Here is a 24249-nt window from a genome sequence, read left to right as displayed (position 1 = left end):
AACCCTGCCTTATTTTTAATTAATTGAACGCCTGTATTTTTTCCCACACATCATCAACGGGCACATCAATACAGTCACCCGATTCGGTCTGCAAAATGTGATAGCGGCCGGACCATGGGTGCCAGGATTCTTTATCCGTATCGCCAAAGAACACCACCATATCTTTATTCAACGCGGCAGCCAGATGCATCTGCCCACCATCGCTGCACAACACCCTGTCGCATAAATCAAAACCGGCCAGTAATTCCCGCACCGACGCCGTTGGGTACAGCGCCACACGCTCGTTCTGGCACAGCGCCAACAGTTGCTCGGCCCGTTTCTGATCGCCAATATCATCCGGCGTCAGCGTGCCCTGAGGCGACCAAAAAATCAGGACTCCCGTGTTGGGTTCAGCAAGTAAGCGATTGATAATTTCAGCATAGCGTTCGATCGGCCAGCGCCGCTTAGGACTGCGGCTGCTGATATGAACGGCACAAATCCGCTCGACCGACGGTAAGCTGGCTTGCAACCGCTGCGCTGCCTGTTGACGCTCTTCCGCGGTCAGAAACACCCGCACCGGCGGGATAGGGATGGATTGTTCGGTAATAGCCGAGAGGTAGCTGAAGGTATGTTCTACCTGATGTTTTCCGCTGAAATTCGCCTTGCGGAAAGGATGATGAATATCAGGCGTGCCTAAATCTGCACCAATGATATTGCTGGCCCCGGCCATTTTTGCCAATCGCAGGCTGTACTTGCAGGGTACCGGATTGGCCAGGATGGCCGCGTCGAATTTTATTTTACGCAGCTGAAGAAAAATCATCAGCCGTTCGAAATAAACCCCCAGCGTGGTTTCATTTTTCGCCTTATGCTTTGCTTTTTTATAGACAAAGACTTTTTCCAGATGCGGGTTATTTTTAACGACATCCTGGCTAACTTTATTGATTAACAGATAAAGTTTGGCGTCCGGATAGGCAATTTTCACCCCTTCGATCAACGGGGTTGTACAAACAAGATCGCCAATATTGTCACGGCGAATAATTAAAATATTCTTCATTCCAAGCCTATCAGCGAAATCTCTCGCCTGTTGTCTGAAACTGACACCCAAGGTTACCAAATTAGCGCCTTTCCCTTCCAGTTATGGTACTATTCTGAATAACCCATATAAATGAAATTGATAGAATGTTGCTGCGTTTATATCAGGTACTACTCTACCTTATCCAACCCCTGATCTGGCTCCGCTTACTGTTGCGCAGCCGCAAAGCTCCAGCCTACCGTAAACGCTGGGCAGAACGCTATGGCTTCTGCGCCGGTAAAGTCGTGCCGGGCGGGATCATGCTGCATTCCGTCTCCGTGGGTGAAACGCTGGCCGCCATCCCCTTGGTCCGCGCGCTACGCCACCGCTACCCCTATTTACCGATTACTGTGACCACGATGACCCCGACAGGTTCAGAACGCGTGCAGTCCGCCTTCGGTAAAGACGTTCACCACGTTTATCTGCCTTACGATCTGCCTGGCTCGATGCGCCGCTTCCTGGATCAAGTGAATCCCAAGCTGGTCATCATCATGGAAACCGAGCTGTGGCCCAACCTGATTAACGCATTGCATCAGCGCCAAATTCCGCTGGTGATCGCCAACGCCCGCCTCTCTGCCCGCTCAGCCGCCGGTTATAAAAAAATCGGCGGTTTTGTCCGCGATATGCTGCGCCGTATTACGCTGATCGCCGCGCAAAATCAGGAAGATGGCGAGCGCTTTATCGAGCTTGGCCTGAAACGCTCACAGCTTACCGTTACCGGTAGCCTGAAATTCGATATTTCCGTTACTCCGGAACTGGCCGCACGCGCGGTCACATTACGCCGTCAATGGGCGCCGCGTCGCCCGGTGTGGATCGCCACCAGCACCCATGAAGGCGAAGAAAGCATTCTGCTGGCTGCACACCGAAAACTGCTGGAGAAACACCCTGACCTGCTGTTGATCCTGGTGCCTCGCCACCCGGAACGCTTCGCGACGGCCAAAGATCTGGTACAAAAAGCTGGTTTCAGTTACACCCTTCGCAGCAGCGGTGAAATCCCTTCCGGCGGCACTCAGGTGGTGATCGGCGATACCATGGGCGAGCTGATGCTGCTGTATGGCATTGCCGATCTGGCCTTCGTTGGCGGCAGCCTGGTGGAACGCGGCGGGCATAACCCGCTGGAAGCCGCGGCACACGCCATTCCGGTGCTGATGGGGCCACATACCTTCAACTTCAAGGACATTTGCGCCAAACTGTCGCAAGCGGAAGGGTTGATCACCGTGACCGACGAGGAATCGCTGGTCAAGGAAGTGGCTACATTGCTCACCGATGAAGACTATCGTCGCTATTACGGCCGCCACGCGGTGGAAGTGCTGTATCAAAACCAGGGAGCGCTGCAACGCCTGCTGCAACTGTTGGAACCGCACCTGCCGCCTCGGAGCCATTAAATGAGCGACCGTAAAAGCCTGTCGGTGGTGATTATCGCCAAGAACGAGGCCGGGCTGCTGCCGGATTGCCTGCACTCCGTTGCCTGGGCAGACGAAATCATCATGCTCGACTCTGGCAGCCAGGATGACAGCGTCGCCGTTGCCAAAAGCCTGGGTGCCAAAGTATTCACCCATACCGACTGGCAGGGCTTCGGCAAACAGCGCCAACTGGCTCAAAGTTACGCCAGCCACGACTATATTTTGATGATTGACGCCGACGAACGCGTTACGCCGGAATTGCGCCAGTCGATTGAACAAGCGCTGGCCGCGCCAGATGAGAATAAGGTCTACAGCTGCGCACGCCGCAACCTGTTCCTGGGGCGCTTTATGCGCCACAGCGGCTGGTATCCCGATCGCGTCAACCGCCTGTATGCCAATCGGCGTTATCGCTATAACGACAATCTGGTGCACGAGTCGCTCAATACTGACGGGGCGAAAGTGGTGCCCCTTAGCGGCGACCTGCTGCACCTGACCTGCCGTGACTTCTTTGCCTTTCAACGCAAACAGCTGCGTTATGCCGAAGAGTGGGCCATTCAACGCCACCAGGCCGGCAAGCGCTGCAGCTATCTGTCGATACTGACCCACACCCTTGGCGCCTTTTGCAAAACCTGGCTGCTGCGTGCCGGCTTCCTGGACGGTAAACAGGGGTTGCTGTTAGCCGTGGTCAACGCGCAATATACCTTCAATAAATATGCCGCACTCTGGGCATTGGGCCGCAACTATTCAGAGAAGTGAATCATGACCCGTAAAGCCATTTATCCCGGTACTTTCGATCCCATGACTAACGGCCACCTGGATTTGGTGACACGCGCATCTTTGATGTTCGATCACGTCATCCTGGCCATCGCCGCCAGCCCGAGCAAAAAGCCGCTGTTCACGCTGGATGAGCGCGTAGCCTTGGCCAGCCAGGTGACGTCGCACCTGGATAACGTGGAAGTGCTGGGGTTCAGTGAACTGATGGCACACTTTGCCGCCCATCAGAATGCCAATATTCTGGTACGCGGCTTGCGTGCGGTCTCTGATTTTGAATATGAATTGCAGTTGGCGAACATGAACCGCCATTTAATGCCGACATTGGAAAGCGTGTTTCTGATGCCTTCCGAAGAGTGGTCGTTCATCTCCTCCACCCTGGTGAAGGAAGTCGCACGGCACGGCGGCGATATCTCACCTTTCCTGCCGGCCGTAGTCACTCAGGCACTGTTCGAAAAGCTCGCCGAACACTAATCAGCGCTGGCAGCGACGGCAGAAAAATGTGCTGCGCTGCCCGTGTTTGGCAGACTCAATCGGCGTGCCGCATGCGCGACAAGGCTCCCCCGCACGGCCGTACACCTGCAACTCCTGCGCGAAATAACCCGGTTTACCGTCTGACTGCAGGAAATCGCGCAGCGTGGTGCCCCCCTGTTCGATTGAACGCAGCAACACCGCCTTGATGGTCTCCGCCAATAACTCCGCCTCCGCTTTGCTCAGCGAGCCCGCTGGACGGTCTGGCAAGATCCCGGCGGTAAACAGCGATTCACTGGCGTAGATGTTGCCTACCCCGACCACCAACTTGTTATCCATCAACCAGGGTTTGATCAGCGTGCGCTTGCTGCGTGACTTTTCGTACAGGTAAGCGCCGTTAAAGGCTTCGCTTAGCGGTTCCGGCCCCAGGTGCGCCAGCACGTTGCTGGCCGCCAGATCCTCGCACCATAACCAGGCGCCAAAACGGCGGGGATCGGTATAGCGCAGTGTCATGCCATTGCTGATCACCAGATCGACGTGGTCGTGCTTGCCGGCTTCGGTTTCCTCTGCCAGCATGCGCAGGCTGCCGGACATGCCCAGGTGAACGATAATCCAACCGTGGTCCAGTTCAATCAGCAGATACTTGGCACGGCGTTGCACGCTGCGCACCGGTTGGTCGCTCAGCGCCAGAATTTGCTCGGAAACCGGCCAGCGCAGACGGGCATTCCGCACCACCGCATATTGAATGCTGTGACCGACGAGATAAGGTTCAATCCCGCGTCGGCTGGTTTCAACTTCTGGTAATTCAGGCATCTGGCGCTCTCCCGTTGATTTCCTACCTTTATAAAACAAAAAACCCGGCCGAGGCCGGGTTTTTATTAATCCACTAAAATTATTTAATTTTAGCTTCTTTGTACAGTACGTGTTGACGGACAACTGGATCGAATTTCTTCAGTTCCAATTTTTCCGGCTTAGTACGCTTGTTCTTCGTGGTGGTATAGAAGTGACCAGTACCAGCAGAAGAAACCAGCTTGATCTTCTCGCGAACACCTTTAGCCATGATTCAGTTCCTTAATACTTCTCACCACGGGCACGCAGATCGGCCAAGACCGTCTCAATACCCTTCTTATCGATAACACGCATACCTTTAGCAGATACACGCAGAGTTACAAAGCGCTTCTCAGCCTCAACCCAAAAACGGTGTGAGTGCAGGTTCGGCAGAAAACGGCGTTTGGTCGCGTTCATTGCGTGGGAACGGTTGTTACCGCTCACCGGGCGCTTGCCAGTAACTTGGCAGACTCGGGACATGTCTATTCTCCAAAAATCAAATCAGCTCGAGCTTCGTATAGGGTATGGCCGCCTCGTCAGGCTTTTAGAGCCCATCTCAGCAAACTTCATACTGAGGAGACTCTCGTCATCAGGTCAGAAACCACACATCAGGTTAGAAACCTGCTGAGATAGGCTCTTGCGCCAAACCCAAGATTCTCAAAGGTGGCGTAGTATACGCTCTGAAGCGTAAGTGCTCAAGTCCCGAACAGCTAAAGATCCCATAAGGATCGCGAAAAAATCGCTTAAAGCCATCCGCGTTCGGCAAAAGAGACGCATTCACCCCGACCTATAACCAAATGATCGAGCACTCGGATCTCCAATAACAGGCAGGCATTAACCACTTGCTCAGTTATCAAACGGTCGGCGTGGCTGGGTTCAGCCTTACCCGAAGGATGATTATGCGCCAGAATAATGGCGGCCGCATTAGCCTTCAACGCTTCACGCACAATTTCTCTCGGGTGTACGACGACGCTGCTGATGGTACCAGCAAACATCTCCTGATGGCGAATAACACGGTGCTGATTGTCTAAAAACAATACCAAAAACACTTCCCGCTCATGGTGCGCCAGCAAACTTTGCAGATAATGCTGGGTCATCCTGGGGTTGAGCATGGCATTTTCCTGTGCCAGATGACTGGAAAAGAAGCGGAACGCCAGCTCCGAAATCGCCTGCAGTTGGGCATAACTGGAATTACCCAGCCCCTTGTGACTGCAAAAAACCGAATGGTCTGCCGACATCAGGTGATACAGCGAGCCAAACTGCGCCAATAATTGCTCTGCCAGTTGCATAACGTGCACGCCGGGAAAGCCGGTGCGCAGGAAAATGGCCAGCAGCTCCGCATCGGACAATGCCGACGCCCCGTAACGCAACAATTTTTCCCGTGGCGCCAATGTATCCTGCCACAGGGTGATTACCTGACTGCTCATTAACACCCTCCCGAAAACGCCACAGCATGCCACGCAGCGAAGCAGCTCACGACAGGTGTTTGATAACATTGCGAAGTGCTGCGCAAAGCACAATGTAACGCGTTGCAGGCGCAGCGGAATCACTCACCTGTCGGACGGTTATGCTAAAATGGCACATCTTTCGGATTCAATCGGACAATCATGATGACGGGACTTTCCGGCAAACATATTGTGCTTGGCATCAGTGGCGGTATCGCCGCATACAAATGCCCAGAACTGGTACGCCGCCTGCGTGACAGAGGCGCGGAAGTGCGTGTGATAATGACAGGCGCGGCGAAAGCCTTTATCACGCCGCTGACGCTGCAGGCCGTTTCCGGCTACCCGGTCTCGGACGATCTGCTAGATCCCGCCGCCGAAGCTGCAATGGGCCATATTGAGCTCGGCAAATGGGCGGACCTGGTGATTCTGGCGCCGGCTACCGCCGATCTGCTGGCGCGCGTCGCCGCCGGAATGGCCAACGATCTGCTGACCACCGTCTGCCTGGCCACGGCGGCACCGATCGCTGCCGCACCCGCCATGAACCAGCAGATGTACCGCGCCGTCGCCACCCAGGCCAATCTGCAGACGCTACAAGCGCGCGGTATGCTGCTCTGGGGACCTGACAGCGGTAGCCAAGCCTGTGGCGACGTTGGTCCTGGCCGAATGCTTGATCCGCTGGAAATCGTAGAACTGGCGAACAGCCATTTCTCCGCACCGCAAGATCTGAAACATTTAAAGATTATGCTCACCGCCGGCCCAACGCGCGAAGCGCTGGATCCGGTTCGTTTCATCAGCAACCACAGCTCCGGCAAGATGGGCTTTGCCATCGCCGCCGCTGCTGCCGCACGCGGTGCACAGGTCACGCTGATCGCAGGGCCGGTCAACCTGTCGACGCCGCCGTGGGTCACCCGTGTAGATGTGATCAGCGCATTGGAAATGGAGCAGGCGGTCCAGCAAAGTGCTGGCCAACAGGATGTTTTTATATCTTGCGCTGCCGTGGCCGATTACCGCGCCGAGCAGATTTCCGATGAAAAAATAAAAAAACAGGGTGATGAAATCATCCTCAAAATGGTAAAAAACCCCGATATCGTTGCCGGCGTCGCCGCGATGACCAAAAATCGGCCTTTTGTCGTGGGGTTTGCTGCCGAAACCCAGAATGTGGAAGAATACGCGCGACAAAAACTGGCGCGTAAGAAACTGGATTTAATTTGCGCTAACGATGTATCGCTTGCAGAGCATGGGTTTAACAGTGACACCAATGCCTTGCACCTTTTTTGGCAGAATGGAGAAAAGCGCCTGCCGCTGAGCGACAAGGCACTCCTTGGCCAACGTTTAATAGACGAGATAGTCAGCCGTTATGATGAAAAAAATCGACGTTAAAATCCTCGACCCGCGTATCGGGAAGGACTTCCCTTTACCGACCTACGCCACCCCAGGTTCCGCAGGCCTTGATCTACGTGCCTGCCTGGACAGCGCTGTCGAGTTGGCGCCGGGTGAAACCACGCTGCTGCCAACGGGCCTGGCTATTCATATTGCCGACACCGATCTTGCCGCAGTGATCCTGCCGCGTTCCGGTCTGGGCCATAAACACGGTGTGGTACTGGGCAATCTGGTCGGCCTGATCGACTCCGACTACCAGGGCCAGCTGATGGTTTCCGTCTGGAACCGTGGTCAGAAATCCTTCACTATTGAGCCAGGTGAACGTATCGCGCAGATGGTGTTCGTGCCGGTAGTTCAGGCTGAATTCAATCTGGTAGAAGAGTTCGACAGCAGCGAACGCGGTGCCGGTGGCTTTGGCCACTCCGGCCGCCACTAAGCGCTGCCTGATACCTGACCGACGACAAGGAATTGTCGCCTTAAATCTTGCTACCCCGGAGAGAAGGACGGCTCCATGGCAAGATTTGGCCGACTACGATTACAGCGCACACCAGGGCGCACGGAGAATACAGGTCGTTAAGGCCGCTGACCCCAGCATCGTAAAAAAGCTATCACATAAGCCGCACAGAGCTTTCTCTGCAACGGCCGGTGCCCGGGTTTCCGAAAGTCTAAGCAGTTTTAGCAAGGGTCTAATCAGACATGGCAGAAAAAGAAAATATCAAAAGGAATCGGCGCGAGGAAATACTGCAGGCATTAGCCCAGATGCTGGAGTCCAGCGACGGTAGCCAGCGTATTACCACCGCTAAACTTGCCGCTAACGTCGGAGTCTCCGAAGCTGCACTGTACCGGCACTTTCCCAGCAAAACACGGATGTTCGACAGCCTGATCGAGTTTATTGAAGACAGCCTGATAACGCGCATCAACCTGATTTTGCAGGATGAAAAAGAGACCTTTAACCGTCTGCGCCTGATTTTGCTGCTGGTATTGGGGTTCGCCGAACGCAACCCTGGCCTGACGCGAATCATGACCGGCCATGCGCTGATGTTTGAACAGGATCGACTGCAAGGCCGCATCAACCAGCTGTTTGAACGCATTGAAGCGCAATTGCGTCAGGTGCTGAAAGAGCGAAAACTGCGGGAAGGCAAAGGCTTTATCGTGGACGAAACGCTGCTGGCAAGCCAGCTGCTGGCGTTCTGCGAGGGGATGCTGTCGCGCTACGTGCGATCTGAATTCCGCTATCGCCCAACCCAAGAGTTCGATGGCCGCTGGCCACTGCTGGCGGCACAGCTGCAATAAACCCGTTACCGGGCGCATTCTACGCGCCCGGTAACGTAGATACTGAGTTAGACCCCGTACTGCTCACGATAGGCGCGCACCGCCGCCAGGTGATCCGCCATTTCTGGCTTTTCTTCGAGATAAACAATCAAATCCTTCAGCGTCACGATGGAAATCACCTTGCAGTGATAGTCACGCTCAACTTCCTGAATGGCCGAAATATCCGCACGACCTCGTTCCTGACGATCGAGTGAAATCAGCACGCCGGCCAACGTTGCGCCGCTGGCACCGATGATTTCCATGGATTCACGGATAGCCGTACCGGCAGTGATCACATCGTCCACCAGCATCACGCGGCCCTGTAGCGGGCTGCCTACCAGCGTGCCACCTTCGCCATGGGTCTTGGCTTCCTTACGGTTAAAGCAGTAAGGCACGTCGCGCTCATGGTGCTCTGCCAAAGCCACCGCCGTGGTGGTGGCAATCGGGATACCTTTGTAAGCAGGACCAAACAGCAGATCAAACTCAATACCGGAATCCATCAGAGCTTCAGCGTAGAAACGCCCGAGTAGCGCAAGATCACGCCCGGTATTAAACAGGCCGGCATTAAAGAAATATGGGCTGGTGCGGCCGGATTTCAGGGTGAACTCGCCGAATTTCAATACCTGCTTGTTAAGCGCGAACTCGATAAACTGGCGCTGATAGGCTTTCATTACTGCTTCTCCTCGTCTGGTCGGTTAGATCTGTTAATACTGCCGCCCGATCGCCGGGCGTAAAAAAGGCGACTCTTGAGTCGCCTTAAAAAATTAGTCTGCCAGCGCCGCTTTCTGCGCCTGGAAGATGGTATCGATGCCCCCTCGAGCCAGCGCCAATAACGCCAACAGTTCATCATGGCTGAACGGCTCGCCCTCGGCGGTGCCCTGCACCTCGATCATACGGCCATCTTCCATCATCACCACGTTCATGTCGGTTTCTGCTGCAGAGTCTTCAACGTACTCCAAATCGCACAGCGCTTCGCCGTTAACGATACCGACGGAAACCGCCGCCACCAGCCCTTTCATCGGGTTGGCTTTCAGCTTGCCGTTGACCACCAGCGCATTCAACGCATCGGCCAGCGCAACGCAGGCGCCGGAAATGGACGCGGTACGGGTACCGCCATCGGCCTGCAATACGTCACAGTCGAGAGTGATGGTGAACTCACCGAGTTTTTTCAGATCTACCGCGGCACGGAGCGAACGGGCGATCAGGCGCTGGATCTCCAGCGTGCGGCCACCCTGCTTGCCTTTTGCGGCCTCGCGGGCGTTACGGCTGTGGGTGGAACGCGGCAACATGCCGTACTCAGCGGTGATCCAACCCTGGCCCTGACCTTTCAGGAAGCGCGGCACACCCTCTTCTACCGTGGCGGTGCACAAAACTTTGGTATCGCCAAACTCAACCAGCACTGAGCCTTCTGCGTGTTTGGTATAATGACGGGTCAGTGTCAGTGGGCGAACTTGTTGTGGTGCTCTGCCTGCAGGACGCATGGGCTCTCTCCGGCTTCTTATCAACGATTGGCTGCGCATTATACGGGCTTCGTGACGTAATGCCTATCCTGCCCGAAGGTCCAACGCTATAATCGCTCCATCTTTTCCTATTACGGGTACGCATCAATGATCCGCAGCATGACAGCCTACGCTCGGCGAGAAATCAAGGGTGAATGGGGCAGCGCAGCTTGGGAGCTGCGTTCCGTTAACCAACGCTATCTGGAAACCTACATCCGTCTGCCGGAACAATTCCGCAGCCTGGAACCGGTGATCCGCGAACGCATTCGTGGTCGTTTGACCCGCGGCAAAGTGGAGTGCAACCTGCGCTTTGAGCTGGATCCGAGCGCGCAAAGCTCGATGATCCTGAACGAAAAACTGGCCAAGCAGCTGGTTGAAGCCGCCAACTGGGTAAAAATGCAGAGCGACGAAGGCGAAATCGATCCTATTGACGTCCTGCGTTGGCCTGGCGTGATGTCTGCTCAAGAGCAGGATCTGGACGCCATCAGCGCACAGCTGATGCAAGCGCTGGATGGTGCACTGGATGACTTCATTGTTGCTCGCGAAAGCGAAGGCACCGCACTGAAAGCGCTGATCGAACAGCGTCTGGAAGGCGTGAGCGCTGAAGTAATCAAGGTTCGCGCCCAAATGCCCAACATTCTGCAATGGCAGCGTGAGCGTCTGGTCAGTAAACTGGAAGAAGCCCAGGTGCAGTTGGAAAACACCCGCCTGGAGCAGGAGCTGGTGCTGATGGCGCAGCGTATTGACGTTGCCGAAGAGCTGGATCGCCTGGAAGCTCACGTAAAAGAAACGCACAACATCCTGAAGAAGAAAGAAGCCGTGGGCCGTCGCCTCGACTTTATGATGCAGGAGTTCAACCGCGAATCCAACACGCTGGCATCCAAGTCCATCAATGCCGAAGTGACCACTTCAGCCATCGAGCTGAAAGTGTTGATCGAGCAGATGCGCGAACAGATCCAGAATATCGAGTAATACATTGCTTCATTCGTTTAAGCCCGCACCCGCGGGCTTTTTTTATGGCGCAGAAGACCGCACCTGAAAAGGCGCGGCGGTGGTATGCGGCTTAATACAGCTCTTGGGTTGGCCGCAAAACAATTTCGTTGATATCCACCTCCGCCGGTTGCTCGATGGCATAGGCGATGGCACGCGCTACGGAATCCGCCGGGATGGCCTGTTGATAAAACTCCTCAACGAACTTCACGCTTTCCCGGTCCGAGGTGCCAAGCTTCAGTTCGGAATCCACGGCTCCCGGACAGATAATGGTGGTGCGAATATGTGCCCCCACCTCATAACGCAAGCCTTCGGAGATAGCGCGTACCGCAAACTTGGTGCCGCTGTAAACGGCGCCGCCCGGGCTAAGTACCTTCAGACCGGCGACGGAGGCGACATTGATAAAGTGACCGCTCTGCTGTTGCTCAAACACCGGTAGCGCAGCGGCAATGCCATACAGCACGCCTTTGAGGTTAATATCGATCATCCGTTCCCATTCGTCGACCCGGGTGGCGCTCAGCGGGGCTATCGCCATTAACCCTGCGTTGTTCACCAACACATCAACGCGCCCAAATTCCGTTATTGCGGCATCGACCATTGCCTCCACGTCGTTACGGTGAGTGACATCTACCGCTACCGCGAGCGCTTTACCCCCGGCCGCGATGATTTCATTCGCCAATGCATCAAGACGCGTTTTGCGACGCGCTGCCAATACCAACGTTGCGCCCCGAGCGGCGAGATGGCGAGCTGTCGCCTCGCCCAATCCGCTACTGGCGCCGGTAATAATTACAACCTTGCCTGAAATCTGGCTCATACAGTTCTCCTCAGCAAAAAGGCCATAAAGCCTCCTTTATAGAACCGGATGTCGCGATGTGTCGTGAAGCCCAAAATAACCCTGCGATTTATAAGCCATCGCAAAGGCTGAAGTATAGTACAGCCGTAAAAATCCGGCTCACAAGCGACTCTCGCCGTGAAATTCGCGTTGAATTTATTTATGAAAAACTGCCGATAAGTAAGAGAGGATGACAATCGGCAACTTACCCGGCTTACCGAAAGTATTTTGTTCTAATTATCACGTAATGTAATGAAAGGCCGGGAGAGCTGTGGCTAAATGTGTTTTTTCCTGCCCGTTAAGCCGTACGGACTCTTTATGCCGCAAATTCTGCAATTTATTTTTGCCCTGGTGGTGATCATCGCCCTGGCACTACTGGTCAGTAATGACCGCAAGAAAATCCGCCTGCGTTATATAATTCAGCTTTTAGTCATTGAAGGCGCACTCGCCTATTTCTTCCTGCATTCAGAAAGCGGCCTGAGCGTCATCAAGCACGTTGCCGGTTTCTTTGAAACGCTGCTGACCTACGCCGCACAGGGTTCCGACTTTGTGTTTGGTGGCATGAGTAAAGACGGGCTGGCGTTTATCTTCCTGGGCGTGTTATGCCCGATTATCTTTATTTCCGCGCTGATCGGTATTTTGCAGCATTTCCGCATTCTGCCGCTGATTATCCGTCTGGTCGGCACCCTGCTGTCCAAGGTTAACGGCATGGGCAAACTGGAATCTTTCAACGCCGTCAGCACGCTGGTGCTCGGCCAGTCTGAAAACTTTATCGCCTACAAGGGCATCATCGGCGATATCTCGCCGCGTCGCATGTACACCATGGCAGCCACCGCCATGTCGACGGTATCCATGTCCATCGTCGGTGCCTACATGTCGATGATCGATGCGCAATACGTGGTAGCCGCGCTGATCCTCAATATGTTCAGCACCTTTATCATATTGTCGATCATCAACCCTTATCAGTTGGACGATGAACCCGAACTGAAACTGAGCAAGCTGCATGAAGACCAGAGCTTCTTTGAAATGCTGGGCGAGTACATCCTGGCGGGCTTCAAAATCGCGATGATTATCGCCGCCATGCTGATTGGCTTTATTGCGCTGATTTCAGCGGTAAACGCTCTGTTCTCCGCCGTGTTTGGCATCAGCTTCCAGCAAATCCTGGGCTATGTATTCTATCCACTGGCCTGGCTGATCGGTATCCCGGCACCGGATGCGCTACGAGCAGGCAGCATTATGGCGACCAAACTGGTGGCCAATGAGTTTGTGGCAATGATCGAACTGAAGAAAATCGCTACGGAGCTGTCACCGCGCGGCCTGGGCATTCTGTCGGTATTCCTGGTGTCTTTCGCCAACTTTGCCTCTATCGGCATCGTCGCCGGGGCAATCAAAGGGCTTAACGAGCGACAAGGTAACGTGGTTTCTCGTTTTGGTTTGAAGCTGGTCTATGGTTCCACGCTGGTCAGCCTGCTTTCGGCAGCCATCGCCGGACTGGTACTGTAAACACTATCCCGGCCTGCGGGCCGGGAGCTTATCAGAACGCGACGCACACGGGCGCATCAACCCGCATCACGGAATCCTGTGCAAACTGTTGTTTATAGCTGCTGCGCAATGCCTCAATATGGGTTTCACTTTCCTTGCCCGGCGCATGAATCAGCATCAGCGCTTTGCTGTTTTCGCGCGCCAGCTTGCCGTCATTACCCAACCACTGTCCTTTGGCATCAAATACCGATAACCCATCTTTAAAACGCGGCGTCACTTGCCGATCGACAAAACTCTGCCATTCGGCAGCACCGATCGCTGGCCCCGCAGGGCGATTAAGGCCAAAATAAAGCGTAGTTTGGACCATAGGATCGCCAACCTGGCAGGTCGCCGATTTTTGCGGCCCGGTGTTCTGAACCGGCGCAACGCAACCGCTCAACAGGATGGTCACAGCGGCAGCCGCCGCCAGTAGGGAAGTAGCTTTCATTTATCTTCATGTTCCTCAGTAAACGCCATCATCAGCCAGAGATCCCTCACCGCCAAGCGGCCTCGGGATCGCATGCAAAAAGCATAGTCAGCAATAGAAACCAATGCGAAATATCTAATGCTTTCTTGAATAAAATAAGGTTACAAAAGGCAATGGATAAGCAAATAAAACAAAAAATGGATTAACTAAAGTAATCCGAATTGCCATCGGTTAGAAAAACTCAGTGGTGCTATGTCCTCGCGGCTATTACCCTGCCACCATGACACTCATTCCCGCCCACCCTGTGAATATCTTATGTTATTGAGCATTCTTTATATCATCGGTATTACTGCCGAAGCCATGACTGGCGCATTGGCTGCCGGCCGCCGCCAAATGGACATGTTTGGCGTCATTATTATTGCCTCTGCCACGGCAATCGGTGGCGGTTCGGTACGCGACATGTTGCTCGGGCATTTCCCCCTGGGGTGGGTCAAACATCCTGAATATATCGTTATCGTTGCCATTGCCGCGATCGTCACCACCTGGCTGGCCCCCTTGATGCGTCACCTGCGCCGTCTTTTTCTGGTGTTGGATGCCGTTGGGCTGATTGTATTTTCAATCATCGGCGCACAGGTCGCGCTGGACATGGGCCACGGTGCCATCATTGCCGCGATTGCCGCGGTGATCACCGGCGTATTCGGCGGCGTTCTGCGCGATATGCTCTGCAACCGCATTCCCTTGGTATTCCAGAAAGAAATCTACGCCGGTATCTCCTTCGCCGCCGCCTGGCTGTACATCGGTCTGCAACACTTCAGCCTGCCACATAATATGGTGGTGATCATCACTTTGGTAGCCGGCCTCAGCGCCCGACTGATTGCTCTGCGCTTTCGGCTGGGTCTGCCGGTGTTTAACTATCAGCATCCGGATCATTAATAAGGGCACCATAACAGCATAGGCAATCCCGTTGTTGATGGACTCCAAGAGGAACATCACATCAAGGCGCGCCGGCAAAACCCACAATCCCTTGTGAGCCCAGGGTGCTGACCAGCGCCAAGACTGGCTGGTGCTGGAGAAAATCGGCAATCTGTTGTGCCCTTTTTGCACCAATACCGACGATTTGCCGCCACGCCACGGGGGACATTTGCTGGACCTGATACCAGTTTGTCAGCGCCATCGTTTGCTGCGGGGAGAGCGGTATACCTAAAGCGAGCAGCCAACGCGCGAACGGTTGTTGTCGCGCCTGCTGAAATTGCCGGTGAATGCTTTGCCCTCGCTTACCGCCGATCCCGGGCGCGGCCATCAGTTGTTCCGGCGTCAGCAACAGCCAATCCAGCAAATTCCGCACTAACCCCTGATCGATCAGCGTCTGCCAGGTGGATTCACTGACGCCGCGCAAACTTAACCCCTGCGGGCCGCTCAACCACACCAGTCGGGCAAGAAACTGCTGACGGCAATCCGGTTGCCAACTGAAACAACTCAACGCGTGGTAACGTTCAGCAGACGGCGCACTGGGCAGCGACCGGTCCGTTCCACGCCAGACCACATTATTGAGATGTGGAATGCCGTGTCCCATCAGGCTGATGGTTACCTGATCTCCGGGCACAACCGCCCATTTTCGCCAACGTGGTAGCGAGCCGAGGTTAACTCTTGTCACCCATTTATCGTCCATCCTGACGGGTTCAAGCCGCAGTACCACGGCGATTTTTCCGGTGCGACCAATATTGAAATCAATACCATTGACCCTCGCCACTTGCTGCACGGGCGGATATTTCCAGGCAACGGCCCAATCACCGGGCCTGGCTTGCCAGTAGAGCCCCTGGGGTGAGTGTGCCTGATGGATCACCACACCATCGGTGACGAAAGGCAGAGCGGTTTTATGCCAATGCTCTCGCCATTGTTGCACCTCCGCCGAGGAGTTCACCGGCTGCGAAAAAGTCAGGGCAAGAGGAAAACCCATTTCAGCAAGCTGGCGTAAACGCTGCGCCATCTCCTGCGGACCGTTCGGCCAGGCCCAGACAAACAGCCCGATCTGCTGGAGTAGCGGCGAAGGCTTATTTTTCATCAGCGCGCCGGCGACCTTGGCACGGGCGTTGATGCCGCCGCTGACCTTTTGTTGATGACCGTTCACCATCAGAAACAGCTCGCCCTGCAGAATCAACGTTGGCGGGGCCCCCTTAATACTGACCGGCACCGCAGGAATAGTCCGCACTTTTTCCAGCCAGTTCTCGCCTTTCAGCCCGTTCCCTCGGCTGATCGCCGACGTCAGTTTTCCGTCGTGATAAACCAGCGTGATGGCGACACCGTCCACTTTGGGTTGAACCCAGAGATCACTGCGCCCCTTTAACCATTGGTCGACGGCGGCAAGATCCGGCAATTTCCGCAATCCGGTATGCGCCACCGGGTGCGGCACCTTGCCTTCGGGTAAAAGCGGGCCAGCCCCCTCCTCCGGCGCTGCCCCGGCGCAACGCTGCCATAACCGCAGCTTTTCGCGCAGGCTGTCGTAGACTTCATCTTCAATTAAACTGCTGCCCTGCTGGTAATAAGCTACGTCCCAGCGTTCAAGCTGGTTTTTTAAGGCGGTTATCTCCAGTTGCATCCGCACCGGGCGCCACGCCGGACAGGCTTGCGCCCGAACAGTCTCACTGCACAGCAAACCGAACAGCAGCATCATCCCTATTCTCATGACACTTTTGCGCATCTTTCACCTCCCTGATAACCGGCAGTAAAACCGGAAGAGGAAAGCACGACAATGGCCCATGTGGCGTTCTGCGCAGCGGCTCGAGAAAGCCCGCTCGCATTGCAGAAAACCGTCAAAATTTGGCGATACGCTGCGCAAACCACCCTGTTTGAGGTTTTTTCAGCATAAAGCGGCGGGCAAAATGCGAGCTAACGCTGCATCCGGCACGTTAGCCGTGTATACTGTGCGGAGAAAATACACATCCGCTGTTATTGGCATATCAACGAATATCATCATGGCTCAAGGCACGCTTTATATTGTCTCTGCCCCTAGTGGCGCAGGGAAATCAAGTCTGATTCAGGCTTTGTTAAAGACGCAACCGCTGTACGACACGCAGGTTTCGGTTTCGCACACCACGCGCGACAGCCGCCCGGGTGAACAGCATGGCGATCATTATTTCTTCGTCTCAAAAGAAGAATTCTGCCGAATGATTGAGCAGGATGCGTTTCTTGAGCACGCCGAAGTGTTCGGCAACTATTACGGTACCTCACGCGCTGCCATTGAGCAGGTGCTGTCGACCGGGGTAGACGTTTTCCTGGATATCGACTGGCAGGGCGCGCAACAAATTCGTGCCAAAATGCCCCAGGCGCGCAGCATCTTTATTTTGCCGCCGTCGAAGGAAGAACTTGGTCGCCGCCTTCGTGGACGCGGACAAGACTCTGATGAAGTGATCGCCAAACGCATGGCGCAAGCCGTGGCGGAAATGACGCACTACGCGGAGTATGACTATTTAATCGTGAACGATGATTTCGATCTGGCCCTGTCCGATCTGAAAACCATTATTCGCGCCGAACGCCTGCGTTTAGGCCGCCAATTACTGCGGCATGACGCTTTAATCAGCAAACTATTGGCAGACTGAAGACAGTTTCAGTATTATGCCCAGTCTTTTCGTCACCTGTGGAGTAGCACAAATATGGCACGCGTAACTGTTCAAGACGCTGTAGAGAAAATTGGTAACCGTTTTGACCTGGTGTTGGTCGCTGCTCGTCGGGCACGTCAAATCCAGACTGGCGGTAAAGATGCACTTGTTCCGGAAGAAAACGACAAGTACACCGTTATCGCGCTGCGCGAAATCGAAGAAGGCCTGATCACCAGCCAGATCCTCGATGTTCGCGATCGTCAGGAGCAGCAAGAGCAGGAAGCCGCAGAAATTCAAGCGGTTACCGCGATTGCTGAAGGTCGTCGTTAATTAATTAGACTGCGAGCCTGCCTTGTACCTGTTTGAAAGCCTGAATCTGCTGATTCAACGTTACCTGCCTGAGGAGCAGATTAAGCGCCTCAAACAGGCATACCTCGTTGCACGTGATGCTCACGAGGGACAGACACGCTCCAGCGGTGAGCCCTACATTACTCACCCGGTTGCTGTGGCCTGTATTCTGGCGGAAATGCGTCTCGATCATGAGACGCTGATGGCAGCCCTGCTGCACGACGTCATCGAAGACACCCCAGCCACCTATCAGGATATGGAACAGCTGTTCGGCAAAAGCGTCGCCGAATTGGTTGAGGGCGTATCCAAGCTCGACAAACTGAAATTCCAGGACAAAAAAGAAGCCCAGGCGGAAAACTTCCGCAAGATGATCATGGCGATGGTGCAGGATATCCGCGTCGTGTTGATCAAGCTGGCCGACCGCACGCACAACATGCGTACCTTAGGTTCGCTGCGCCCCGACAAACGGCGGCGTATTGCGCGTGAAACCCTGGAAATCTACAGCCCACTGGCCCATCGTCTGGGTATTCACCACCTGAAAACCGAGCTGGAAGAGCTGGGTTTCGAGGCGTTGTATCCGAACCGTTATCGCGTAATCAAAGAAGTGGTGAAAGCCGCACGCGGTAATCGTAAAGAGATGATCCAGAAGATTCTCGCCGAAATCGAGGGGCGATTGACCGAAGCCGGCATCCCCTGCCGCGTCAGCGGGCGAGAAAAACATCTGTATTCCATTTACCTCAAGATGCACCTGAAAGAACAGCGCTTCCATTCGATTATGGATATCTATGCGTTCCGGGTGATCGTGAAAGAGGTGGATACCTGCTACCGCGTGCTGGGTCAGGCTCACAGCCTGTATAAACCGCGCCCTGGCAGGGTCAAAGACTATATCGCTATTCCCAAGGCCAACGGCTATCAATCGCTGCACACTTCACTTATCGGCCCGCATGGCGTTCCGGTAGAGGTGCAGATCCGTACCGAAGATATGGATCAGATGGCCGAAATGGGGGTCGCCGCGCACTGGGCTTATAAAGAAAAAGAACAGGGTGAAACCGGCACCACCGCGCAAATCCGAGCACAGCGCTGGATGCAGAGCCTGCTGGAGCTGCAACAGAGCGCCGGTAGCTCGTTTGAATTTATTGAGAGCGTCAAATCCGATCTGTTCCCGGATGAGATTTACGTTTTCACCCCGGAAGGCCGCATCGTTGAATTGCCTGCGGGCGCCACCCCGGTCGATTTCGCCTACGCGGTGCATACCGATATCGGCCACGCTTGCGTTGGCGCACGGGTTGATCGTCAGCCATACCCGCTGTCGCAGTCACTGACCAGCGGCCAGACGGTCGAAATCATCACCGCTCCGGGCGCACGACCAAACGCCGCCTGGCTGAACTTTGTCGTCAGTTCCAAAGCGCGCGCTAAAATTCGCCAGATGTTGAAAAACCTCAAGCGCGATGATTCGGTTGGCCTCGGCCGCCGTTTGTTAAACCATGCGTTGGGCGGCAGTCGCAAACTGGCCGAGATCCCGCCGGAAAATATCCAACACGAGTTGGATCGCATGAAGCTGGCGACGCTGGACGATCTGCTGGCTGAAATCGGCCTGGGCAATGCCATGAGCGTCGTGGTCGCGAAAAACCTGCAGGGCGATCAGTCCAATCTGGGCACCTCTTCCGGCGTTCGTAATCTGGCGATCAAGGGTGCAGACGGCGTGCTGATCACCTTTGCCAAATGCTGCCGACCTATTCCGGGTGACCCGATTATCGCCCACGTCAGCCCAGGTAAAGGCCTGGTGATCCACCATGAATCCTGTCGCAATATCCGCGGCTACCAGAAAGAGCCTGAAAAGTTCATGGCGGTAGAGTGGGATAAAGACATCGAGCAGGAATTCATTGCCGAGATCAAAGTGGACATGTTTAACCATCAGGGGGCGCTGGCCAACCTGACGGCAGCCATCAATGCGGCTGAGTCCAATATTCAAAGCCTGAATACCGAAGAGAAAGACGGCCGGGTTTATAGCGCCTTTATCCGCTTGACCACCCGCGATCGCATCCATCTGGCAAATATTATGCGTAAAATCCGTATCATGCCGGATGTCATTAAAGTTAACCGTAACCGAAATTAGCGCTTATGAGCCCTGAACGCTATGCGCGGATTTGTGAAATGCTGGCCACCCGGCAGCCGGATTTAACCGTCTGCCTGGAACAGGTTCACAAACCGCATAACGTCTCCGCCATTATCCGCACCGCCGACGCTGTCGGCGTGCATCAGGTGCATGCCGTGTGGCCAACTACACGCATGCGAACCCTGGTTTCCTCCGCCGCCGGCAGCAACAGCTGGGTCAATGTTCAAACCCATCGCACTATCGGCGACGCCGTAACTCATCTGAAAGGCCAGGGCATGCAGATCCTGGCGACTAACCTTTCCGCCCGGGCGGTAGACTTTCGCGAAGTGGATTACACTCGCCCTACCTGCGTCCTGCTGGGCCAGGAAAAAACCGGCATTACCGAAGAAGCGCTGGCGCTTGCCGATCAGGACATCATTATTCCGATGATCGGTATGGTGCAGTCACTCAACGTGTCGGTTGCCTCAGCCTTGATCCTGTACGAAGCGCAACGCCAGCGGCAAAATGCCGGCCTGTATCGCCGTGAGCACAGTATGCTCGACGCAGAAGAGCAACAACGTCTGCTGTTTGAAGGCGGCTACCCGGTGCTGGCCAACGTGGCCAAGCGTAAAAAGCTGCCGCGTCCTCATATCGATCAACAGGGCCAGGTGGTCGCCGATGCCGAATGGTGGGCGACCATGCAGGCGACGGTACGCAAATGAAAGGCCGTCTGCTGGATGCTGTCCCACTCACTACGCTTTCCGGGGTTGGCGCCAGCCAGGCGGGCAAACTGGCCAAGATTGGTCTGGAAACCATTCAAGATCTGCTGCTGCACCTGCCGCTGCGCTATGAAGACCGCACCCGCCTCTACCCGATAAACGATCTGCAGCCTGGCATTTTTGCCACGGTGGAAGGTGAAGTGCTGCGTACCGACATCAGTTTTGGACGCAGGCGCATGCTAACCTGCCAGATCAGCGACGGTACCGGCCTGCTCACCCTGCGTTTCTTCAATTTCAACGCTGCGATGAAAAACAGCCTGGCCACCGGCCGTCGCGTGACCGCCTACGGTGAAGTCAAACGCGGTAACCACGGCGCCGAAATTATTCACCCTGAATATCGCATTCAAGGGGAAAGCAGCGAAGTTGAGCTGCAAGAGTCATTGACACCGGTTTATCCCACCACCGAAGGCATACGCCAGGCCACGCTGCGCAAGCTGACCGATCAGGCGCTGGAGTTGCTGGATACCTGCGCTATTGCCGAACTGCTGCCGCCGGAACTGAGCGGCGGTCTGATGAGCCTGCCACAGGCGCTGCATACACTGCACCGCCCGCCGCCGGATATCCAATTGGCGGATTTGGAACAGGGCAAGCATCCGGCGCAAAAACGCCTGATCCTGGAAGAGCTGTTGGCGCATAACCTCAGCATGCTGGCGGTACGAGCCGGTGCGCAGAGCTATCAGGCCCTGCCGTTAATGCCCGACGACCGGCTTAAAAAGCAATTCCTCGCCCAGTTGCCCTTTGCCCCCACCGGCGCGCAAGATCGCGTAGTGGCCGATATCGAAGCCGATATGCAAAAAGGCTTCCCGATGATGCGCCTGGTGCAAGGCGACGTTGGCTCCGGCAAAACGCTGGTGGCCGCGCTGGCAGCGCTGCGCGCTATCGCTCACGGCAAGCAGGTGGCGTTAATGGCCCCAACGGAACTGCTGGCCGAACAGCACGCCAATAACTTCCGTCAGTGGTTTGAACCGCTGGGGTTAGAGGTTGGCTGGCTGGCTGGCAAGCAAAAAGGCAAGGCGCGTATCGCACAGCAAGAGGCAATTGCCAGCGGGCAGGTCTCCATGGTGGTCGGTACCCACGCCATCTTCCAGGAACAGGTGCAATTTTCCGGTCTGGCGCTGGTGATCATCGATGAACAGCACCGTTTTGGCGTACACCAGCGGCTGGCACTGTGGGAGAAAGGCGAAGAACAAGGCTTCCATGCCCATCAGTTGATCATGACCGCAACGCCAATCCCACGCACGCTGGCAATGACCGCCTATGCCGATCTCGACACCTCGGTGATCGACGAACTGCCACCGGGCAGAACGCCCGTCACTACCGTTGCCATTCCAGACACCCGGCGCACCGATATTATTCAGCGGGTGAAAAACGCCTGCATGGAAGAAGGCCGCCAGGCGTACTGGGTTTGTACGCTGATCGAAGAATCCGAACTGCTGGAAGCCCAGGCAGCCGAAGCCACCTGGGAAGAATTGAAAACCGCGCTGCCAGAGCTGAAAGTGGCGCTGGTGCACGGTCGCATGAAAGCACAAGAGAAACAGGCGGTAATGCAGGCCTTTAAACAGGGTGAGCTGCAGTTGTTGGTGGCGACGACGGTGATCGAGGTGGGGGTCGACGTGCCCAACGCCAGCCTGATGATCATCGAAAACCCCGAGCGACTGGGGCTGGCTCAGCTGCATCAGTTGCGGGGGCGCGTGGGTCGTGGCGCCGTAGCGTCTCACTGCGTGTTGTTGTACAAAACCCCGTTGAGCAAAACGGCGCAAAAGCGCCTGCAGGTGCTGCGCGACAGTAATGACGGTTTCGTTATTGCCCAGCGCGATCTGGAGATCCGCGGTCCCGGTGAACTGTTGGGCACCCGCCAAACCGGCAGTGCGGAGTTCAAAGTGGCGGATTTGCTGCGCGATCAGGCGATGATCCCGGAAGTACAACGCGTCGCCCGCCATATACACCAGCAGTACCCGGAGCATGCCAGAGCCCTGATTGAACGCTGGCTACCGGAGAAAGCACGTTACTCCAACGCCTGATTTTCAGGCAGAGAAAAGGCGCCAGATAGGCGCCTTTTTCGTTATTACGACCGCTTAATCAGCCAATCGCCGGAAACACCGGCAACAGCAGATACAGCTTAATCACAATCGCGTTGGCGATATCGATAAAGAACGCCCCGACCATAGGCACCACCAGAAACGCCAGGTGCGATGGACCGAAGCGATCGGTAATCGCCTGCATGTTGGCGATCGCCGTAGGCGTGGCCCCCATGCCGAAACCGCAGTGGCCCGCAGCCAACACCGCTGCATCGTAATTTTTACCCATCACCCGGTAGGTAACGAAAATTGCGTACAGTGCCATCACCAGCGTCTGTACGGCCAGGATCGCCAGCATTGGCAGCGCCAGAGAAGCCAGCTCCCACAAACGCAGGCTCATCAACGCCATCGCCAGGAACAGCGACAGGCTAACGTTGCCCAGCACCGACACCGCACGCTCAAACACGGTATAGAACCCGGTGAAGGCCAGGGTGTTGCTGAGGATCACCCCAACGAACAGCACGCAAACAAAGTTGGGTAATTCAAATACCGTACCGCTCAGCAAGCCGGAGATAAACTGCCCCAGGCTCAGGCAGATGGCGATCATCGCGATGGTTTCAATCATGATCAGCGAGGTGATCAAACGGCCGCTCTCCGGTTTTTCAAAACCGCTTGGCTGGACGCTGTCATCCGGCGAGCCTTCCGGGGTGGAAGAGTGCTTCACCAGGTAACGCGCCACCGGACCGCCGATCAGGCCACCCAGAACCAGACCGAAGGTGGCACAGGCCATCGCCACTTCCGTGGCGTTTTCAAAGCCGTAGCGTTCGATAAACAGCTTGCTCCAGGCCGCCCCGGTACCGTGACCGCCGGACAGGGTAATCGAGCCGGCGATCAGGCCCATCAACGGGTCCAGACCCAGCATTTTCGCCATGCCGATGCCGATAGCGTTCTGCACCAGCAGCAGGCCCAGCACCACAAACAGGAATACCATTAATGCCTTGCCACCCGCGCGCAACCGCGACAGGTTGGCGTTCAAACCGATGGTGGCGAAGAAGGCCAACATTAACGGGTCTTTCAGCGACATATCGAAGCTGATTTCCCAGTTAACGAACTTTTTCAGGGCTAACAACAGGAGTGCCACCAGTAAACCACCGGCGACAGGAGCGGGAATGGTGTATTTCCTCAACAGGGGGATGCTGGTGACGCATTTGCCCCCAAGGAGCAGAACCAATGTTGCTGCGACTAACGTGCCATAAGTATCAAGATGAAACATCCAGTTACTCCATGTAAGGGAAAAGATCCAATTAATAAATAATAAGTTAGAGAAAACCGCTTAGTTTTTAAAACTTGATGAGTGCAGGATTAGAAGTAAAAAACGCTGATAACACAAGAAAAAATGAACGAAAATGCGACATAAGTGACGATACTGCTAACAAAGCATTAACGCGCAACCGTTTGCTTTTATGGGCCAAATCATTAAAATG

Annotated in this window: 25 protein-coding genes; 14 read left to right on the top strand and 11 right to left on the bottom strand. The window is 55.2% G+C overall.

Translation table 11 applies throughout. From position 1 onward, the window contains the following. Positions 1–19 precede the first annotated feature (19 nt). Positions 20–1033, bottom strand: a complete 1014-nt coding sequence (locus tag AC1RKG_RS22495) for a glycosyltransferase family 9 protein (RefSeq protein ID WP_493183740.1) — start codon at positions 1031–1033, stop codon at positions 20–22. A gap of 125 nt (positions 1034–1158) precedes the next feature. On the opposite strand from AC1RKG_RS22495, the gene waaA reads away from it, so the two are divergent. Genes waaA through coaD form a run of 3 tightly spaced genes read left to right on the top strand, consistent with a single transcriptional unit; the run spans position 1159 to position 3699 of the window. Then, positions 1159–2436 (top strand): lipid IV(A) 3-deoxy-D-manno-octulosonic acid transferase, encoded by a 1278-nt coding sequence (gene waaA / locus AC1RKG_RS22490; protein ID WP_048762411.1) that lies wholly within the window; start codon positions 1159–1161, stop codon positions 2434–2436. Continuing rightward, positions 2437–3210, top strand: a complete 774-nt coding sequence (locus tag AC1RKG_RS22485; RefSeq protein ID WP_020837608.1) for a glycosyltransferase family 2 protein — start codon at positions 2437–2439, stop codon at positions 3208–3210. A gap of 3 nt (positions 3211–3213) precedes the next feature. Continuing rightward, positions 3214–3699, top strand: coding sequence for a pantetheine-phosphate adenylyltransferase (gene coaD / locus AC1RKG_RS22480; protein WP_020837609.1), 486 nt, complete (start codon positions 3214–3216; stop codon positions 3697–3699). Here coaD and mutM read toward each other — a convergent pair whose 3' ends face one another. The 4 genes from mutM to radC form a co-directional block, all read right to left on the bottom strand. After that, positions 3700–4509, bottom strand: coding sequence for a bifunctional DNA-formamidopyrimidine glycosylase/DNA-(apurinic or apyrimidinic site) lyase (mutM, locus tag AC1RKG_RS22475; protein ID WP_122080471.1), 810 nt, complete (start codon positions 4507–4509; stop codon positions 3700–3702). A gap of 79 nt (positions 4510–4588) precedes the next feature. Further along, positions 4589–4756, bottom strand: coding sequence for a 50S ribosomal protein L33 (gene rpmG, locus AC1RKG_RS22470; RefSeq protein WP_002208990.1), 168 nt, complete (start codon positions 4754–4756; stop codon positions 4589–4591). A gap of 11 nt (positions 4757–4767) precedes the next feature. Continuing rightward, positions 4768–5004, bottom strand: coding sequence for a 50S ribosomal protein L28 (gene rpmB, locus AC1RKG_RS22465; RefSeq protein WP_004931195.1), 237 nt, complete (start codon positions 5002–5004; stop codon positions 4768–4770). A 263-nt stretch (positions 5005–5267) separates the two neighbouring features. Continuing rightward, entirely contained in the window at positions 5268–5951 is a 684-nt protein-coding gene (gene radC / locus AC1RKG_RS22460; RefSeq protein ID WP_020837632.1) for a RadC family protein, read from the bottom strand. Between the two features lie 180 nt (positions 5952–6131). On the opposite strand from radC, the gene coaBC reads away from it, so the two are divergent. The 3 genes from coaBC to slmA all read left to right on the top strand — a co-directional run bounded on the left by coaBC (position 6132) and on the right by slmA (position 8642). Beyond that, positions 6132–7349, top strand: a complete 1218-nt coding sequence (coaBC, locus tag AC1RKG_RS22455) for a bifunctional phosphopantothenoylcysteine decarboxylase/phosphopantothenate--cysteine ligase CoaBC (protein WP_493183739.1) — start codon at positions 6132–6134, stop codon at positions 7347–7349. Beyond that, positions 7327–7785 (top strand): dUTP diphosphatase, encoded by a 459-nt coding sequence (dut, locus tag AC1RKG_RS22450; protein ID WP_046374864.1) that lies wholly within the window; start codon positions 7327–7329, stop codon positions 7783–7785. Before coaBC ends, dut begins: the two co-directional genes overlap by 23 nt. Positions 7786–8045: 260 nt before the next feature. Then, on the top strand, positions 8046–8642 hold the full coding sequence (slmA, locus tag AC1RKG_RS22445; RefSeq protein ID WP_020837638.1) for a nucleoid occlusion factor SlmA: 597 nt from the start codon (positions 8046–8048) through the stop codon (positions 8640–8642). A 47-nt stretch (positions 8643–8689) separates the two neighbouring features. Here the strand turns inward: slmA and pyrE are convergent, their stop codons facing one another. Together pyrE and rph are read right to left on the bottom strand one after the other, a co-directional pair. Continuing rightward, the gene (gene pyrE, locus AC1RKG_RS22440; RefSeq protein WP_020837639.1) at positions 8690–9331 is read right to left on the bottom strand and encodes an orotate phosphoribosyltransferase; all 642 of its coding nucleotides are present in this window, start codon (positions 9329–9331) and stop codon (positions 8690–8692) included. A 93-nt stretch (positions 9332–9424) separates the two neighbouring features. Continuing rightward, complete coding sequence (gene rph / locus AC1RKG_RS22435; protein ID WP_493183738.1) at positions 9425–10141, bottom strand: ribonuclease PH; 717 nt, start codon at positions 10139–10141, stop codon at positions 9425–9427. A 126-nt stretch (positions 10142–10267) separates the two neighbouring features. On the opposite strand from rph, the gene AC1RKG_RS22430 reads away from it, so the two are divergent. Continuing rightward, positions 10268–11131 carry a YicC/YloC family endoribonuclease gene (locus AC1RKG_RS22430; protein WP_020837642.1) on the top strand — a complete coding sequence of 288 codons (864 nt, stop codon included), beginning with the start codon at positions 10268–10270 and terminating at the stop codon, positions 11129–11131. 91 nt (positions 11132–11222) lie between these two features. On the opposite strand, the gene AC1RKG_RS22425 is transcribed toward AC1RKG_RS22430, so the two are convergent. Continuing rightward, the gene (locus tag AC1RKG_RS22425; protein WP_122080475.1) at positions 11223–11963 is read right to left on the bottom strand and encodes an SDR family oxidoreductase; all 741 of its coding nucleotides are present in this window, start codon (positions 11961–11963) and stop codon (positions 11223–11225) included. A 336-nt stretch (positions 11964–12299) separates the two neighbouring features. Here AC1RKG_RS22425 and AC1RKG_RS22420 point away from each other — a divergent pair, with 336 nt between their 5' ends. Further along, on the top strand, positions 12300–13484 hold the full coding sequence (locus AC1RKG_RS22420) for a NupC/NupG family nucleoside CNT transporter (protein WP_020837645.1): 1185 nt from the start codon (positions 12300–12302) through the stop codon (positions 13482–13484). 31 nt (positions 13485–13515) lie between these two features. Here the strand turns inward: AC1RKG_RS22420 and AC1RKG_RS22415 are convergent, their stop codons facing one another. Further along, positions 13516–13950, bottom strand: a complete 435-nt coding sequence (locus AC1RKG_RS22415; protein WP_020837646.1) for a DUF3574 domain-containing protein — start codon at positions 13948–13950, stop codon at positions 13516–13518. A gap of 294 nt (positions 13951–14244) precedes the next feature. Between AC1RKG_RS22415 and AC1RKG_RS22410 the strand changes: the two genes are divergently transcribed. Next, entirely contained in the window at positions 14245–14862 is a 618-nt protein-coding gene (locus tag AC1RKG_RS22410) for a trimeric intracellular cation channel family protein (protein WP_020837649.1), read from the top strand. A 61-nt stretch (positions 14863–14923) separates the two neighbouring features. Here AC1RKG_RS22410 and ligB read toward each other — a convergent pair whose 3' ends face one another. Then, entirely contained in the window at positions 14924–16627 is a 1704-nt protein-coding gene (gene ligB, locus AC1RKG_RS22405; protein WP_493183737.1) for an NAD-dependent DNA ligase LigB, read from the bottom strand. 274 nt (positions 16628–16901) lie between these two features. Between ligB and gmk the strand changes: the two genes are divergently transcribed. The 5 genes from gmk to recG are packed head-to-tail and all read left to right on the top strand — an operon-like array spanning position 16902 to position 22768. Then, positions 16902–17525 carry a guanylate kinase gene (gene gmk / locus AC1RKG_RS22400; RefSeq protein WP_041415115.1) on the top strand — a complete coding sequence of 208 codons (624 nt, stop codon included), beginning with the start codon at positions 16902–16904 and terminating at the stop codon, positions 17523–17525. Positions 17526–17579: 54 nt separating this feature from the next. Then, positions 17580–17855: a DNA-directed RNA polymerase subunit omega gene (gene rpoZ / locus AC1RKG_RS22395; RefSeq protein WP_004953385.1), complete on the top strand. Its 276-nt coding sequence runs from the start codon at positions 17580–17582 to the stop codon at positions 17853–17855. Between the two features lie 22 nt (positions 17856–17877). Further along, positions 17878–19989 carry a bifunctional GTP diphosphokinase/guanosine-3',5'-bis pyrophosphate 3'-pyrophosphohydrolase gene (gene spoT / locus AC1RKG_RS22390; protein ID WP_020837653.1) on the top strand — a complete coding sequence of 704 codons (2112 nt, stop codon included), beginning with the start codon at positions 17878–17880 and terminating at the stop codon, positions 19987–19989. Between the two features lie 5 nt (positions 19990–19994). Beyond that, entirely contained in the window at positions 19995–20690 is a 696-nt protein-coding gene (gene trmH, locus AC1RKG_RS22385; protein ID WP_493183736.1) for a tRNA (guanosine(18)-2'-O)-methyltransferase TrmH, read from the top strand. Then, positions 20687–22768, top strand: a complete 2082-nt coding sequence (gene recG, locus AC1RKG_RS22380; protein ID WP_493183735.1) for an ATP-dependent DNA helicase RecG — start codon at positions 20687–20689, stop codon at positions 22766–22768. Before trmH ends, recG begins: the two co-directional genes overlap by 4 nt. 58 nt (positions 22769–22826) lie before the next feature. Here the strand turns inward: recG and gltS are convergent, their stop codons facing one another. Beyond that, a complete protein-coding gene (gene gltS / locus AC1RKG_RS22375) occupies positions 22827–24038 on the bottom strand; it encodes a sodium/glutamate symporter (protein WP_020837656.1) in 1212 nt (403 codons plus the stop codon). Positions 24039–24249: the final 211 nt, after the last annotated feature.

The organism is Serratia sp. GW822-FHT06D09, assembly GCF_058799515.1.
Note: the sequence above shows the minus strand (reverse complement) of the source record. Positions and strands in the feature narration are given on the sequence as shown.